Here is a 14,966-nt window from a genome sequence, read left to right as displayed (position 1 = left end):
CATGAATAGATTGCACATGAAGGGCCGCATTCTTCAGCTGATCAATGCCAAAGCGGATGCCGGTATCTGGGACTGGCAAGTCACCGATGTGTTGATGAAAGAGTTTGGTCTTAGCGGCGCCTACTGGCGCGGCAACACTCGCGTCACGCTGACGGATCTGTTCTCCAGCGGCATCATCGAGAGCGTTGAAGAGAAGCTCGACGACGAGGCTTATTTCGGCGCTGGTCGGGTGTTGTTCAAGTTCCGACTCAACGACTTCGGTCGGCAACGCATGCGCGATACCGCGCTGGCCTGACGGCCAGCGTTACCCACCACTACCAAGGAGCCATCATGTCTGAATTCTGGGGTTTTCCGGGCGCCGACATCCTCGCCGTCGCCGTCATTATCGTGCTCAGTGGCTTTGCCCTGTACCAGGCGCGAACCTTTGTAACCAAGCTATAACGGCGAACTTTCGCGAAAGCGGGGTTGGGTTGAAAGGGCAACGCCTTTTCTAAGCGCCAGGTCGTTTACTCCTTTGCCGCCTCGCTAGCTAGGCTCGGCCTGCCGTTGGTGGGCCGAGGAAGGAGCAGTACCCTCAAACGCCGCCTGAAGCTCTTCCACCAAGGCATCGACCTGACGTTGCGCCTGAGCCACCGAAGTAGCGAGCAGTTCGCCACCGATTTCCTGCCCCTCGATCGCGATCTGATGAATGCGGGTAACCCCGATAAAACCAAGCGCCGTCGCCAGGCTCGGCTCCAAGTGGTTCATGTGAGCCATCTCCCCGCCGGGACCAAAGCCTATGCCGCCCCTGGCGGTAAGAATGACGGCGTGTCGCGGCCGGTCCGCCAGCATGGGAACGTAGGGGTCGGGCTGTATGCTTTCGTCGAACCCAATCGTCCGGCCCAGGCGCACCACCTGATCGATCCATGCCTTGAGTGCCGCGGGCATGTCGAAGTTGTAGAGCGGCGTCCCGATTACCAAAACATCAGCTGCAACCAACTCATCGACCAATTTGTCGCTTTCTGCCAGCGCCTCCTTCATCCACGGCTCACGGCGCTCTTCCGGCGTAAAGGCCGCGGCGATCCAGTCATGGCTGACGAAAGAGGGCGGGTTTTGGCCTATGTCCCGATAGGTCATGCTGTCCTGCGCGCGGCGGGACAGCCATTGGCTGACGAAACGCTGGCTGATATTGCGGCTGTGAGAACCGTGTGCGTCCTTGCCGGCAAGGCCGGGGCGGGCGCTGGCATCGAGGTGCAAAAGGTGCGTCATGGTGGGTCTCCTCTGTAGATGAATTCACCTGTCATTCGCGGTAGACCCAGGCTAGGTTTAGGCTCTGTAAGCGACAAACGATGATTATTTCCGGGTACAGATGAGGAAAACTCAGCCATGGCGAACCGCCGGTTACCTTCGCTTTCCGCACTGCGGGCCTTCGAAGCGGCCGCCCGCCATGAGAGCGCCAAACAGGCCGCAGAGGAGCTGTCCGTCACCGCCACGGCCATCAGTCACCAGATTCGTTTGCTGGAAGAATCGCTCGGCGTTGCGCTGTTTCTGCGAAAGCCACGAAAGCTGGAACTGACCGACCCAGGGCGTGAGCTGCAACAGACGCTGGAAACCGCATTCGACACCATCAGCGCAACGGTCGAACGCCTCCGCGCGGGGCCCTGCCGCCAGGCGATCACACTCAGCACCACGCCGGCTGTGGCGGTGCGCTGGTTGTTGCCGTGGGTATGCATGCTGCGAGATTCCCGTCCCGATATCGATCTGCGCTTCCACGCCTCGCATGAGCCGGTGGCGCTCGATGGTGTCACGGCGGATATCGCCATTCGCTATGGCGATGGTCGCTGGCCGGGGTTGGTGACAGAGAAGCTGTTCGATAACACCTTCGTCCCGGCCTGCAGCCCACTGCTTGGTTTGCGCGATGCCGCCGAACTACCCAAACACTCGCTGATCCACTTCCGCCCCCAGGGCGCGGCATCCGCCCCGATTCATTGGGCTTCATGGCAGAAACTTGCCAATTTACCGGGGCTGGACGTCAGCGCCGGGTTGGTCTTCTCCGACGAGACCCACGCCATTTCAGCCGCCATTGGCGCCCAAGGCGTGGCCCTGATGAGCCGTCAGCTGATCGAAGATGAGCTGAGGGACGGGCGGCTGATGCAGCCGTTTGGGCCGGAGATCGAGGGTAAGCCGTTTCACCTCGTGTACCCGGAGAGTCGTCGGAATGACCCGACGGTTCTTGCGGTGAGGGAGTGGGTGTTGGCGGTGCCGGGTGGGTTGTGCGAGGTGACGGGTTGAGAGGTCGATAAGCGCGAGCTTTTTTCCCGGAAACTTGAACAATGGCGGGAGGTTGGCGCGCAATCGACTGACGTGATCAATATCTGCTCAGCGCGGAACGTCTCATTGCGCTTCCTCACCTCCGCGGAAATGCTTTTCCCCGCATTCCCGCATTCCCGCATTCCCGGAGGCGGCGGGCGGTCCAGCCGATCGTCGAGCTAAAGATCGAGAAAAGAGCCGCCGCGCGAGGTACGCCGAAGCCAAGGCAGGCGAAGCTAATCGGGCGCTAAATCGAAATGTGCGCGAAGTCGCACTATCTGTTTCCTGATCGGTCCGATGTCTTCGGAATGATTGATCGGACGTGAGCAGCACAGGCTGCAACGTCCGTATCGGCCAAGCCGCCTAGGACGGCACGAAGAGCTAAGGAAAGCAGCATGAGCACAACCCCACCCGTTACGACTCTGGTTGATGAGCCGCTGGAATATGTCCGCTATACGGTGCTGACAGCCCCAGGCCAATCGCTGCCCAATGCACTGGGACTGCCGCCGGATACGCGGCTGATCGACTGCGGCATCTGTTCACCAATGACCGTCAAGCGCGGGCGAAAACGGGTTCAGGTGCGGCGATGAGCGCCGGCAGGCGATCCTTCGTCGCGCAAAGCGCCGCATGAATCACGCATCAGCTGGGACAAGCAAAGCTTGATCCCACCTACGTTACCGCCACCGCTCGTTCTTCCAGCGGCGGCTGGTGCAGCCGTTTGGCCGGAGATGGAGGGCAAGCCATTTCACCTCAAGTATCCGGAGAGCCGTCGGGATGATCCGACGGTCCTGGCGGTGAGAGGTTGGGTGATGGCCATGCCGGGTGGGTTATGTGAGGTGACGGGGTGAGGGGTTGATAGGCGCGAGCTGACGCGCTCAATCTCTGCTCAACGAAGCAAATTCCTGTTCCCTCGCTTCCCAGCTTCGTTCAGGCCGGCAGCGCCGGGCGCGGGCGCAAGGTCCAGCCGGCGTGTACCACCAGCGTTGCGATGACCAGCGCTCCGCCATAGAGCGTCGAGCTGGCCGGCGTCTCCTGCAGGAAATACCAAGCCCACAGCGTTCCCAGCACGCTTTCCAGTAGATAGAAGAGCGCCACTTCGGCGGAGGGCAGGTAGCGGGTCGCGTTATTGATCAGCAGCGTGGCCAGCGGCATCTGGACTAGGCCCATGACCGCCAATGCCCAATAGCTCGGCGCGGCCAGACTGAACGGCTGAGCGTTGGGCAACGCGATCAGCGCGGCTGCCAGCCCGCCGAGGGCGATGAGCGGCATCCGCTCGATGGCCGGGTGGCGGCGCAACAGCGTGAGGTTGGCGCCCACCGCAGCCGAGGACAACAGCGCATATCCGTTACCGGCCAGATCCGTCGGGGTGAAGGCTCCGGCGAATACCACCATGATCCCCAGCGCCGCCACGCCGATCGCGAGCCAGGTGTGCAACGCCACCTGCTCACGCAGGAAGAAACGGGTGAAGAGGGCGGCGAACAGGGGTGCCGTACTGAGGACGACCACCACGTTGGCGATCTGCGTATGAATCACCGCCAGTACGAAGAAGATTGAGGTCAACGCCAGTAACAGGGCCGAGCTGGCGCTGATCAGCGGATGCGCCCTGATGCTGGCCCGGCTTCTGGCGGACAACGAGAACACGCCCAGGGCCAGAAACATCAACAGGCCACGCCAGAACACGATGCTCCAGCCATCTGCCTGCGCCAGGCGCACCAACAGGCCATCGAAGCTGAGAATGACAATTCCGATCGTCACGAGCAACAAACCGCGGGCTGAATCGTTCAACTGTTGGTCCTCGGTATGCCGATGGGCGTTGTGGCTTTGCCGGGCGGTCCCTCGACGTAGGGGGCGTCCAGACGCTGCGCCGATGATGGCCTCGGTAGGTTCCTCGAACCTGCCCAGAAGCGCCTTGGGCACGGCGGTTCACGACCTTATCGCCTGAGATACGTAGCCAGCGGAGTATCAGCTGAAGGACGAGCGAAGCGAGCCAATTGCCTCGCCGTGCGAGGCGCTACCTGTTGGTCGGGACGAGGAAAACGCGGCGGGATGCTGAGCGAAGAGCCAGCGACAAGAAAATAAATCCGTCCCCTTTTCTCTGGTCGACGTGCAGGCGCGAAACCTATTGGTAGCTTCAAGGAAAGTGTGGCGAAAATGCGAGCCGTAAGGCGCAGGAAATAAATCCGTCCCTTGTTTACTCCTTTCCTTTCAGTCTCGCTCAACTTCGTGCAGGAAACTTTCCAGAACCTTTCGGCTTTTGGCCAGCTCCGCTGCTTTCTGCTCGGCAATACGGATTTGCTCGTGCAGGACGCTACGCAGTTCATCGCATGGCTCGAAAGTGAGACCTTCACCTCTCACGCACGGCAAGAACTTCAAGATGGTTGCCAAGGTCATGCCGGCCGCGCCAAGCAATCTGATGCGCTCGACGGTTCGCAATTCTTCTGGTGCGTAATCGCGATACCCACTTTCGGTGCGCTTCGGTTTCAGCAACCCCTCGGTTTCGTAGTAACGGAGCATTCTTATGCTCACGCCAGAACGCTTGGATAGCTCACCTATTTTCATCGCTTCTTTCGCCTTGACTCTGACAGCACTGTCAGGGTCGATGATAGGGGCTCGATCAATTGAGCACCATAGGAGCTATTTCATGGCGATCCATCCGCACACATACCTTTCCTATATCAATGGGCATTCTGCTTCCGCCTCGCAATTGAGCCCTCTGGCTTTCGCAGGGTTTGCTCACTTCACGGCAATGCAGGTGAGAAACGCCAAGGTCAAGGGGCTGGATCTTCACCTCAACCGTCTGCGTAATGCCTCCCTGGAGTTTTTTGGCCGGGCGCCGTCCGATGAGCTGCTGCGCTCATACATTCGGACGGCTATTCAAGAGGGGGCGAGAGATCAATCGGTGACGGTCACCGTCTTCTCGCCTCATGGCGAATTCACCGCCGATAGCATGGATGTTGAGCCTGGCGTGCTCGTGCGCACCGCCGCTCCGTCTGATGGACCGAAAGGCCCGTTACGCTTGAGTGCCATCGCGCACCAGAGGCCTCTGGCTGCTATCAAGCATGTCGGTGAAGTAGGCAAGACCTACTACCTGCACCAGGCCATACGGCAGGGCTTTGACGATGCGGCGTTTCTCGACGATCGCGGGCATCTGAGTGAGGGCACCATCTGGAACCTAGTGTTCTGGGATGGAGATACGGTGATCTGGCCCAAGGCCGACATGCTGAAAGGCACCATGATGGGCATGGTTCAGCGTCAACTTGCCCGCCTGGAGGTGCCGCAGCGCCACGAGTTCATCACCCTTGAACGCCTGAACGAACTCTCCGGTGCAGCAGTGATGAACTCATGGACGCCGGGGATTCCAGTTACCGCGATCGCCTCCCATGCCATTGACGAGGCAAGGCCTTTCATCGAGCTGCTGCACAAGGCCTACGAGGCTGAGCCAGCTGACTTTCCCTGAGAATGGCTCGAGAGCTATTACTGGTGCCCCTCCGGCTTCGGCGGGTTCCCTCATTGCTCCATAGGCACGCCGAGCAGTGCGTAATCTGTCAGTCGGGTGGAGGAACGTGAGCAGGAAGGGGCAGGAATAAATCTGTCCCCTTTTTCTGCTTCTTGGTCCGTCCCCTTTTTGAACGAGCGTCCCTAGTCCATTGCTATTGGTCTTGGGGCTGATGGTTGGTACGTAGGGCCGACCGGATTATTCATGAGTTACCTCTAAAGCCGGCAACATGGAAACGCTGCGGGTCGGGTAAACCTTGGTCATCACTGCCCACTGCAGTGGAGGCGCTGCTTCCAGCATGAGCGTGCCGACGGCAAGCTGGACGTGGGCCGGGTCGTTGTCGGCGTACTCGACCGCCTCGTTAATGGCCATCCTCCAAGGCTGCTCGTCGAAGCCTGCCCCCAGTAGGATGGCGCTTCCCGTCGAGGAGGACTGGTCGCTCGCCAGCAGCCGCGACATGTACCAGAAGTCGTCGGAAGCGCTGAGGAACAGTTTGCCCTGGTTGTAGTTGGCAAATGGGACTTTCAGCTCGATGTAGTGGTAGTGATCATGCGCGTCGGCATCGCGCACCCACAGGTCGCACTGCTTTGTCTCCCGGTCCATTTGGCCGCGCCGCTGGTCGAGCCAGACCTTGTACTCGACTCCGACGTCTACCCCGGCTTGCAAACCGTGTCGTTCGATAAGCCAGAGATACAGTTCGATCTTTAGCCAACCCTCGAAACCGTTCCGCAGTTGGGAGAGGTGGGGTAACACATGTGCTCGGCGTGCTTGCAGGTCGGCGAGAAACATCTGAAACGTATTGGCGACATGGCTTATGCCAGGCATGGAAATTCCTTTTCTCGGCTGGGCGGAGGGCGCTCGCAGGGCGGGCTGTGGGATCGTAGCGGCGCCTAGCCGGGCGGACAACCCAGAAGCACCCTGTATCTAATTAGATTTTGGGCAATGGCGCCTTCGGCTTCAAAAATAAATCTGTCCCTTTATTTCCTCAACGGGGCCGTATTTCCAGAGCCAAGCATGCCTTGACTCTGTGTCTTGTACAGACGTGGTCTTATCTATGGCAGCTGGGACGAGAACAGTATTGGCGCCTGCCTGGTTTCCAGCCGGGCTTGACGATAGCGTAGTTTTTGACCAACCTATTTGCGCGCCAATGACGGTGGCGTTCAGCCCTAGCTAGGAAAAGCCTCTGCACCGTTGCTACATCTTTCTATGCCACCTTGAATGGTCAGCTGACACTAGGGCTAAGCATTGACCGTGAAAGGATAGGCTATGAAATTTCCTGACACCCCTTCGCTGTCTGCTTTTAAATCCGATGCTACTGTTCTGTTCAATGAGCTACGGAGCGGCTGCCCTTTGGCTCTGGGCAGAGCGATACGTGCACAGTTACTCAGCTCAACGCCCGCTAATTACTCCCTCTGCTTGCGTTTGATTGCCAAAGAGTATGGACTGACCTACAAAGAAATTGTGACGAGAGATCGGATGATTGCCCGATACGCAGCTCACTGTTTTGCCGAAGGCTTTTGGCGGCAGCCCTATGAAGGAATATTCCGTAGAGCTCGATTCTTGCTGCAGTTCGATGCACTGGTTGAGTGTCTTCGTCACCGGGTTCCTCTTGCAGCCTCTGCCCACAAGCGTGGAGTGGACTTCAGCGGATTTCATTTCAGCTCATTGCTGTTCAAAAGGATCAATCGTCTAGTCACACGTAAGAAAGTTCCTGATATGAGCTATCTGCAGGCACCCGGAAGCCTTGTCCATTATGACTGGTTTCAGGACGTGAAGAAGGCTAGTCACTCAAACTTTAGTAATGCCAAATTCTATACAGTCACGTGTGACCCTGTAGTTCAGCCTAGCGCTTATGGGTGGGAAACTGACTTTGACTATGCGGATTTGCGAGGTGTTGATCTCCGTGGCGCTTACCTGAGAGGAGCTAGCTTCGTTGGGGCCAAGGTCGACGGAGCTGATCTGCGAAACGCAAACATCAACGAATGCATTTTCACCGGAGCTAGGGGGACTTTCGTGAGCGGCGAAATCCTCTACCACAATTGGGATGTAGGCCCCAGGGGCGTCGAAAAATGGCTGCCGGAGGACATTGTCTGATCACCAGCTCTTGATGGTTTTCAGGCTTTGAGTTCTCACAGGTTGCCCGTAAGCGCTCCACGCGGAGCCTAGTGGCAAGCCCACTACGCTCTGCGTCGCCCACAGCTTTCGGATAGGCAGCGGTCTGCAGCTTGCACGCTGGAGCATCCGGGGCGGCATTCCACGAGGAGCGTGGAAACAATCAGAAAGAGAAACGGAGCGCAGCGGAGTAACAGCCGCAGGCTGGCCGGAAGGGCGAGCGAAGCGAGTCAAGTGACTCGCCGTGAGGTGAAAAGGGTAATTGAGGATTGCAATAAATCGTGGTCTGTCCCCGAATTACGCTCGCCATCTCACCCGCCCACACCGCCGACGCATCGACGTTGCCGGAGCGTTTATTCCAGGCAACCTCGCTTCCAAGTTGCCTTGCTAAGGCTCCACATCAAAATGGAATATCGTCGTCGGGCTCTGTATCAACGCTTGGGTTTCCTGAGAAAGCCAAGATTTTACTGCTTTGATCAAATAACTGCTGGCGGTTCTCTAAATAGTCTTCGTGCGCGCTTGCCTTGTCTCGCCACAGGTTTTGCGGAGAGGACATGATGGTATGGTTTTTGAGGCCATAGAAACAAAAAACTCCCTTTAGATGCCTACCATCGCCAACAACTTCTAACAGGTAGTTGTTTATTCCAAGTCTTTGGCGGTCCTCGTGCTTGAGAAACAGGCTAACGAACCTGTCTTCAATGCGACCCTCGATTGAGAAGGAGCGGATGTCCTCATAAGAGGCATTAGGTTTCCGGCTTTTGGTATGAAACTGAGCTCTGCCATTAATTACGTTAGCGCTCTGTTTTAAATCAAACGTAATCTCCTGTGCCATAGTGCAATCTGCGCAATACCACTTTCCAGACAGGTCTACCCCGGAATAGCGAAGTTTTGTAATCCAGGGGTTAACCACCTTTTGAATAAATAGGGCGCAAAAATACAGGATGATTGTCGTGACAATACCGCTAAAGACGCCGGTGAAGACATTGTCGAACGAGTTCAAGGTGCATTTGTCCTTTTTAAATATCCCAGAAAAAGTTGAATCTATTTGTAGGGCTTCAGATCGAGCAGAACGTCAATATAATTTCTGTCTGATTTCCTAAAATAAATCTGTCCCCTTTTTGATCACGCATCGACTTTGCCGGAGCGTAGGGTGGAAAACGGCGAAGCCTTTCCACGCGTTTCTCCCAGGCTACCTCGCTTTTATTGACTTCATATTGGTTAATGAAGTCTTCTCTTTAAAAAAGGCTCATGGCTTTTCGGTTTGTAGCTATACGTGACGGAAAAGGCCATTATTATTTCTAGCGAGTACCTTTTATAGAATTTAACAAAGCCTAGGTAGAGTATGGAAAAGCAAAAAAGCGCGGCTGAGCCGACAATTAATTTGGGGGCGGAGAAGTCCAATTTTGAACCTGCGGATAACGCGTGGCTGATTTGGGCTAGCGATTCAATGGCTATCAGCCAAAAGGCTATCAGACAAGTAAATGCCGTATTTCTCATTAATCCATAAAGCGCAACGTAGTTTTGTATCTTCGAAAGATGGTTTGGTGCGTTTTCTACGCAGTAATGATAGATGTGGTGAAAATACTCGCTTTGGATGGTTTTTTCTAAGTCGCTGCTTTTGTGTTCGTTAGAAAAGTAACACTTCAATTTAGCGTTTATGATCTCTACGATTGGAGGCTTGAGCGCATCTGTTGCGTACGATTTATTTCCTAGTATGCCACCGCAAATAAGTTGTGCGACTTTAAGATGGGTATCCCAAAATTTCTCCATTCTTGTTTTGGGGGTATCTGTGCCGAGTGGGTTGTGCTCCAGAAAGCAGCGAGAAGGATAGCCATTAAGGCGAATGTAGCTTTTCTCAATACTAAATGATGAGATTATTCCGACTACATGTCCGGTGATGTAGGCTGCTGCTAAAAAAGTCGCAACTTGGTACGTAGCAGGCAGATCAGGGATATAGTAATCAAATGTCTGATTGTTAAATATTGATAGCAAGCCAGATACTGACAGCAGCAAAATTGCTCCCGGTATCAGATAGCCGAGGAAATCATATATTGAGAAAGGATTTTGTTTTGTTGGCATCCGGCTCTCTCGTATGAAAATAGCCCCGTGTTGGGGCTATTTCTGTTGCTGCAGATGGTTTGTCTATGAGACTCAATCCCAGCTCAAAGCCCCACCAGTCTGATACTCAATCACCCGCGTCTCGAAGAAGTTCTTTTCCTTCTTCAAGTCCATGATCTCGCTCATCCACGGGAACGGGTTGGTCGTACCCGGATACTCTTCCTTCAACCCAATCTGCGTCAGACGACGGTTCGCGATGAACTTGAGGTAGTCCTCCATCATCGAGGCGTTCATGCCGAGGACGCCGCGGGGCATGGTGTCGCGGGCGTATTCGATTTCGAGTTGCGTACCCTGAAGGATCATCTGGGTCGCTTCGTCCTTCATAGCGGCGTCCCACAGGTGCGGGTTTTCGATCTTGATCTGGTTGATCACGTCGATGCCGAAGTTCAGGTGCATGGACTCGTCACGCAGGATGTATTGGAACTGCTCGGCGGTGCCGGTCATCTTGTTGCGGCGGCCCATGGAGAGGATCTGGGTGAAGCCGCAGTAGAAGAAGATGCCTTCCAGTACGCAGTAGTACGCGATGAGGTTGCGCAGGAACTCTTTATCCGTCTCGACGGTGCCGGTCTGGAAGGTCGGGTCGGAGATGGAGCGGGTGTACTTGAGGCCCCAGGAGGCTTTCTTCGCGACGCTCGGGATCTCGTGGTACATGTTGAAGATCTCGCCTTCATCCATGCCCAGCGATTCGATGCAGTACTGGTAGGCGTGGGTGTGGATCGCCTCTTCGAAGGCCTGGCGCAGGATGTACTGGCGGCACTCGGGGTTGGTGATCAGGCGGTACACGGCCAGTACGAGGTTGTTGGCGACCAGGCTGTCGGCGGTGGAGAAGAAGCCGAGGTTGCGCTTGACGATGCGGCGCTCGTCCTCGGAGAGGCCGTCCGGCGTCTTCCACAGGGCGATGTCGGCGTTCATGTTCACTTCCTGCGGCATCCAGTGGTTGGCGCAACCATCCAGATACTTCTGCCAGGCCCAGTCGTACTTGAAGGGTACGAGCTGGTTGAGGTCGGCGCGGGCGTTGATCATCTGCTTGTCGCCGACGTGAACGCGGGCGGAGGCGCCTTCGAGGTCGTCCAGGCCTTCCTGGATGTCGAGGTCGTCCAGGGCTTTCTTGGCGCGGGCGACGGCTGCGGAGTCGTCAGAGGCCACGGCGCGGGCTTCTTCGACGGAGCCGGCCGCGTCCTGGTCGAGCTTGGCCGGTGCTTCGGTTGTTGCGGCAACGGCTTGCGGTGCAGCCGACGTGGCGGTGGTGTCTTCTTCGTCGAATTCGTCCCAGCTCAGCATGGCGGTTTCTCCTGATTGGGGACCGGTCGCGGCCGGTCGGAAGTGTTTGGGTGGCTTTTGGTTTGCACGCAAAAGCGGAAAAAAATTAATGGGCGGTGGGTGCCCGGTGCCGCCGCGGTGTTATCCGATGGATCGGAGCGGCGGCGGATCGCGAGCAAGCTCGCTCCTACAGGTGACTCAATCGCGAGCAAGGACTAGGCGTCCCCCTCGTCCTACGAAAAGCAAAAGCGGACGCAGCGGCAGCTCGGTGTAAGCGGTTTCCAGAGGGAGGCAGCGCTAGGCGCCTGGCGGGTCGGAGCCCCTGAGCGTACGCATGTACGTGATGGGGGCCGGCCTGCCGGGCAACAACGCGCGGTCCGCTCTGGGGACCGCGGCTTCCTTAACTACTTATTGGCAGGCTTCGCAGTCTGGTTCATCAATCGCACAGGCTTTTGGGACCGGTGCTGGGCCGGCGGACATTTCAGGTGCCGGGGCTGCTTTGGCCGGGGCGTTGCTGAAGCCGTCGCCGCTACCGTTGGAGACTGCGTTGAGCTTGCCGGTGTTGACGGTGGACTTCTCGGTGCTGGTCGCGGCCAGGGCACGGAGGTAGTAGGTGGTTTTCAGACCACGGTACCAGGCCATGCGGTAGGTCACGTCCAGCTTCTTGCCGCTGGCGCCGGCAATGTAGAGGTTCAGCGACTGGGCCTGGTCGATCCACTTCTGGCGGCGGCTGGCGGCGTCGACGATCCACTTGGTTTCGACTTCGAAGGCGGTCGCGTAGAGGTCTTTCAACTCCTGCGGGATGCGCTCGATCTGCTGCACGGAACCGTCGTAGTACTTGAGGTCGTTGATCATGACCGCGTCCCACAGGCCGCGCGCCTTGAGGTCGCGAACCAGGTAGGGGTTGATCACGGTGAATTCGCCCGAGAGGTTCGATTTCACGTACAGGTTCTGGTAGGTCGGCTCGATGGACTGCGACACGCCGGTGATGTTGGCGATGGTCGCGGTCGGGGCGATGGCCATGATGTTCGAGTTACGGATGCCGTTCTTGACGCGGGCACGCACCGGGGCCCAGTCCAGGGACTCGGTCAGGTCGACGTCGATGTACTTCTGGCCACGCGCTTCGATGAGGATCTGCTGCGAATCCAGCGGCAGGATGCCCTGGCTCCACAACGAACCCTGGAAGGTTTCGTACGCACCGCGCTCGTCGGCCAGGTCACAGGAAGCCTGGATGGCGTAGTAGCTGACCGCTTCCATGGACTTGTCGGCGAAGTCGATGGCGGCGTCGGAACCGTAGGGGATGTGCTGCAGGTACAGCGCGTCCTGGAAGCCCATGATGCCCAGGCCCACCGGGCGGTGCTTGAGGTTGGAGTTGCGGGCCTGCGGCACCGAGTAGTAGTTGATGTCGATGACGTTATCGAGCATGCGCACGGCGGTGCGCACGGTGCGCTCCAGCTTGGCGGTGTCGAGCTTGCCGTCGACGATGTGGCGCGGCAGGTTGATCGAGCCCAGGTTGCAGACGGCGATCTCGTCCTTGTTGGTGTTCAGCGTGATCTCGGTGCAGAGGTTGGAGCTGTGCACCACGCCGACGTGCTGCTGCGGGCTGCGCAGGTTGCACGGGTCCTTGAAGGTCAGCCATGGGTGGCCGGTTTCGAACAGCATGGAGAGCATCTTGCGCCACAGGTCTTTGGCCTGCAGGGTCTTGTAGTTCTTGATCTTGCCGTATTCGATCAGGGCTTCGTAGTACTCGTAGCGCTCCTCGAAGGCCTTGCCGGTGAGGTCGTGCAGGTCGGGTACTTCGCTTGGCGAGAACAGGGTCCACTTGCCGTCGTCGAAGACGCGCTTCATGAACAGGTCCGGAATCCAGTTGGCGGTGTTCATGTCGTGGGTACGGCGACGGTCGTCACCGGTGTTCTTGCGCAGCTCGAGGAATTCCTCGATGTCCAGGTGCCAGGTTTCCAGGTAGGCGCAGACCGCGCCCTTGCGCTTGCCGCCCTGGTTGACCGCGACGGCGGTGTCGTTGACCACTTTCAGGAAGGGCACGACGCCCTGGGATTTGCCGTTGGTGCCCTTGATGTAGGCGCCCAGTGCGCGCACCGGGGTCCAGTCGTTGCCCAGGCCGCCGGCGAACTTGGAGAGCAGCGCGTTATCGCGGATGGCGTCGTAGATGCCGCCCAGGTCGTCCGGCACGGTAGTCAGGTAGCACGAGGACAGCTGCGGACGCAGGGTGCCAGCGTTGAACAGGGTCGGCGTGGAGGCCATGTAGTCGAAGGACGACAGCAGGTTGTAGAACTCGATGGCACGGGCTTCGCGGTTTTCTTCCTCGATGGCCAGGCCCATGGCGACGCGCATGAAGAAAATCTGCGGCAGTTCGAAACGCACGCCATCCTTGTGGATGAAGTAGCGGTCGTAGAGGGTCTGCAGGCCAAGGTAGGTGAACTGCTGGTCCTGCTCATGGTTGATCGCGGCGCCTAGCTTGGCCAGGTCGTATTCCTTCAGGCGCGGGTCGAGCAGTTCGAACTGCACGCCTTTTTCCACGTAGGCCGGGAGGGCCTTGGCGTAGAGGTCAGCCATTTCGTGGTGGGTGGCGGACTCGGCGACTTCCAAGAAGCTCAGGGCTTCGGCGCGCAGGGTGTCCATCAGCAGGCGAGCGGTGACGTAGGAGTAGTTCGGCTCACGCTCGACCAGGGTGCGGGCGGTCATCACCAGGGCGGTGTTGACGTCGGTCTGCTCGACACCGTCGTAGAGGTTCTTCAGGGTTTCTTTCTGGATCAGCGCGCCATCGACTTCTTCGAGGCCTTCGCAGGCTTCGGTGATGATGGTGTTCAGACGGCCCAGGTCCAGCGGCGCCAGGCTGCCGTCGGCACGCTTGATGCGAATGCTCGGGTGGGCTTCAACCGGTGCGTCGACCGCGCCGCGCTTGCGCTCCTGGCTGCGGGATTCACGGTAGATCACGTAGTCGCGGGCGACTTTCTGCTCGCCGGAACGCATCAGGGCCAGTTCGACCTGGTCCTGGATTTCTTCGATATGGATGGTGCCGCCGGAAGGCATGCGGCGCTTGAACGTGGCGGTGACTTGCTCGGTCAGGCGGGCCACGGTGTCATGGATGCGCGACGAGGCGGAGGCATTGTTGCCTTCCACTGCGAGAAACGCCTTGGTGATGGCGACGGTGATCTTGTCATCGGTATAGGGGACGACAGTACCGTTGCGCTTGATCACGCGCAGCTGGCCCGGCGCAGTGGCGGCCAGGTCCAGCGTGCTGTCGGCTGCCTGCGGGTTCTCGCGAATGGACTCGTTCTGCATGGGGTCTCCGGATTCTCTCTGTCTCGGTAGCTCGTTAGGTGTCAGGGCCTTTCTTCAGCGGCCCGCGGTCTCGTATTGCATGAACCATGCCCCGGCGAGCGGGCGCATGGGTGTTCCAAAAAAGGGATGACTCGCGCGCGAGGGCGGCGAATCGAATGTCACGAAGAATAGTCACGACTCATGCAGATCACAACTCTAAAACACTACATGTAGTGTGACGTACTCATCGGCTCCACCATTGCTGGACTTGAGCGAAATCAACGTCGGGCTAGGCAAGCCTGGGGCTTGCGGGGGTAGATTTTCTGCACCCAAGGGGTGTTGGCCGGCAAAAGAACAAGGCAAAACTTTTTTGCTTGCTTTTTTCGGCGTTTGTGTCTGCTGGGCTGTT

At 57.9% G+C, this 14,966-nt stretch carries 13 protein-coding genes and 1 pseudogene; 6 read left to right on the top strand and 8 right to left on the bottom strand.

Going from position 1 to position 14,966, the window contains the following annotated elements:
* The first annotated feature begins 1 nt into the window (after position 1).
* On the top strand, positions 2-295 hold the full coding sequence (locus H3028_RS09460; protein WP_181296764.1) for a hypothetical protein: 294 nt from the start codon (positions 2-4) through the stop codon (positions 293-295).
* Between the two features lie 230 nt (positions 296-525).
* Here H3028_RS09460 and H3028_RS09455 read toward each other — a convergent pair whose 3' ends face one another.
* A complete protein-coding gene (locus tag H3028_RS09455; protein ID WP_181296763.1) occupies positions 526-1,248 on the bottom strand; it encodes an FMN-dependent NADH-azoreductase in 723 nt (240 codons plus the stop codon).
* Positions 1,249-1,365: 117 nt separating this feature from the next.
* On the opposite strand from H3028_RS09455, the gene H3028_RS09450 reads away from it, so the two are divergent.
* The 3 genes and pseudogenes from H3028_RS09450 to H3028_RS21260 form a co-directional block, all read left to right on the top strand.
* Positions 1,366-2,271, top strand: coding sequence for a LysR substrate-binding domain-containing protein (locus H3028_RS09450; RefSeq protein WP_181296762.1), 906 nt, complete (start codon positions 1,366-1,368; stop codon positions 2,269-2,271).
* A gap of 413 nt (positions 2,272-2,684) precedes the next feature.
* Entirely contained in the window at positions 2,685-2,879 is a 195-nt protein-coding gene (locus tag H3028_RS09445) for a hypothetical protein (protein WP_181296761.1), read from the top strand.
* A 112-nt stretch (positions 2,880-2,991) separates the two neighbouring features.
* Positions 2,992-3,137: pseudogene (locus H3028_RS21260) on the top strand (LysR family transcriptional regulator); the annotation flags it as partial.
* A gap of 79 nt (positions 3,138-3,216) precedes the next feature.
* Here H3028_RS21260 and H3028_RS09440 read toward each other — a convergent pair.
* Both H3028_RS09440 and H3028_RS09435 read right to left on the bottom strand, forming a co-directional pair.
* Complete coding sequence (locus H3028_RS09440; protein ID WP_181296760.1) at positions 3,217-4,074, bottom strand: DMT family transporter; 858 nt, start codon at positions 4,072-4,074, stop codon at positions 3,217-3,219.
* A gap of 420 nt (positions 4,075-4,494) precedes the next feature.
* The gene (locus H3028_RS09435) at positions 4,495-4,803 is read right to left on the bottom strand and encodes a MerR family transcriptional regulator (protein ID WP_258237744.1); all 309 of its coding nucleotides are present in this window, start codon (positions 4,801-4,803) and stop codon (positions 4,495-4,497) included.
* A gap of 4 nt (positions 4,804-4,807) precedes the next feature.
* Between H3028_RS09435 and H3028_RS09430 the strand changes: the two genes are divergently transcribed.
* The gene (locus H3028_RS09430) at positions 4,808-5,746 is read left to right on the top strand and encodes an aminotransferase class IV family protein (RefSeq protein ID WP_258237743.1); all 939 of its coding nucleotides are present in this window, start codon (positions 4,808-4,810) and stop codon (positions 5,744-5,746) included.
* A gap of 237 nt (positions 5,747-5,983) precedes the next feature.
* On the opposite strand, the gene H3028_RS09425 is transcribed toward H3028_RS09430, so the two are convergent.
* The gene (locus tag H3028_RS09425) at positions 5,984-6,610 is read right to left on the bottom strand and encodes a hypothetical protein (RefSeq protein ID WP_181296757.1); all 627 of its coding nucleotides are present in this window, start codon (positions 6,608-6,610) and stop codon (positions 5,984-5,986) included.
* A 441-nt stretch (positions 6,611-7,051) separates the two neighbouring features.
* On the opposite strand from H3028_RS09425, the gene H3028_RS21255 reads away from it, so the two are divergent.
* Positions 7,052-7,879, top strand: a complete 828-nt coding sequence (locus H3028_RS21255) for a pentapeptide repeat-containing protein (protein WP_258237742.1) — start codon at positions 7,052-7,054, stop codon at positions 7,877-7,879.
* A 418-nt stretch (positions 7,880-8,297) separates the two neighbouring features.
* Here H3028_RS21255 and H3028_RS09415 read toward each other — a convergent pair whose 3' ends face one another.
* The 4 genes from H3028_RS09415 to H3028_RS09400 form a co-directional block, all read right to left on the bottom strand.
* Positions 8,298-8,897 (bottom strand): hypothetical protein, encoded by a 600-nt coding sequence (locus H3028_RS09415; protein WP_181296756.1) that lies wholly within the window; start codon positions 8,895-8,897, stop codon positions 8,298-8,300.
* Between the two features lie 218 nt (positions 8,898-9,115).
* A complete protein-coding gene (locus H3028_RS09410; protein ID WP_181296755.1) occupies positions 9,116-9,976 on the bottom strand; it encodes a hypothetical protein in 861 nt (286 codons plus the stop codon).
* A 72-nt stretch (positions 9,977-10,048) separates the two neighbouring features.
* Entirely contained in the window at positions 10,049-11,296 is a 1,248-nt protein-coding gene (locus H3028_RS09405) for a ribonucleotide-diphosphate reductase subunit beta (RefSeq protein ID WP_181296754.1), read from the bottom strand.
* A 387-nt stretch (positions 11,297-11,683) separates the two neighbouring features.
* Positions 11,684-14,578 carry a ribonucleoside-diphosphate reductase subunit alpha gene (locus tag H3028_RS09400; protein ID WP_181296753.1) on the bottom strand — a complete coding sequence of 965 codons (2,895 nt, stop codon included), beginning with the start codon at positions 14,576-14,578 and terminating at the stop codon, positions 11,684-11,686.
* Positions 14,579-14,966: the final 388 nt, after the last annotated feature.

The organism is Pseudomonas sp. Q2-TVG4-2 (genome assembly GCF_013620795.1).
Taxonomy (GTDB): Bacteria; Pseudomonadota; Gammaproteobacteria; order Pseudomonadales; family Pseudomonadaceae; genus Stutzerimonas.
Note: the sequence above shows the minus strand (reverse complement) of the source record. Positions and strands in the feature narration are given on the sequence as shown.

Bases quoted from the DNA above. Each gene is read 5' to 3' on its own strand.
- H3028_RS21255 (WP_258237742.1), top strand. From the start codon at position 7,052: ATGAAATTTCCTGACACCCCTTCGCTGTCTGCTTTTAAATCCGATGCT.
- H3028_RS09450 (WP_181296762.1), top strand. From the start codon at position 1,366: ATGGCGAACCGCCGGTTACCTTCGCTTTCCGCACTGCGGGCCTTCGAA.
- H3028_RS09445 (WP_181296761.1), top strand. From the start codon at position 2,685: ATGAGCACAACCCCACCCGTTACGACTCTGGTTGATGAGCCGCTGGAA.
- H3028_RS09425 (WP_181296757.1), bottom strand. From the start codon at position 6,610: ATGCCTGGCATAAGCCATGTCGCCAATACGTTTCAGATGTTTCTCGCC.
- H3028_RS09435 (WP_258237744.1), bottom strand. From the start codon at position 4,803: ATGCTCCGTTACTACGAAACCGAGGGGTTGCTGAAACCGAAGCGCACC.
- H3028_RS09405 (WP_181296754.1), bottom strand. From the start codon at position 11,296: ATGCTGAGCTGGGACGAATTCGACGAAGAAGACACCACCGCCACGTCG.
- H3028_RS09430 (WP_258237743.1), top strand. From the start codon at position 4,808: ATGCTCACGCCAGAACGCTTGGATAGCTCACCTATTTTCATCGCTTCT.
- H3028_RS09400 (WP_181296753.1), bottom strand. From the start codon at position 14,578: ATGCAGAACGAGTCCATTCGCGAGAACCCGCAGGCAGCCGACAGCACG.
- H3028_RS09460 (WP_181296764.1), top strand. From the start codon at position 2: ATGAATAGATTGCACATGAAGGGCCGCATTCTTCAGCTGATCAATGCC.
- H3028_RS09410 (WP_181296755.1), bottom strand. From the start codon at position 9,976: ATGCCAACAAAACAAAATCCTTTCTCAATATATGATTTCCTCGGCTAT.
- H3028_RS09455 (WP_181296763.1), bottom strand. From the start codon at position 1,248: ATGACGCACCTTTTGCACCTCGATGCCAGCGCCCGCCCCGGCCTTGCC.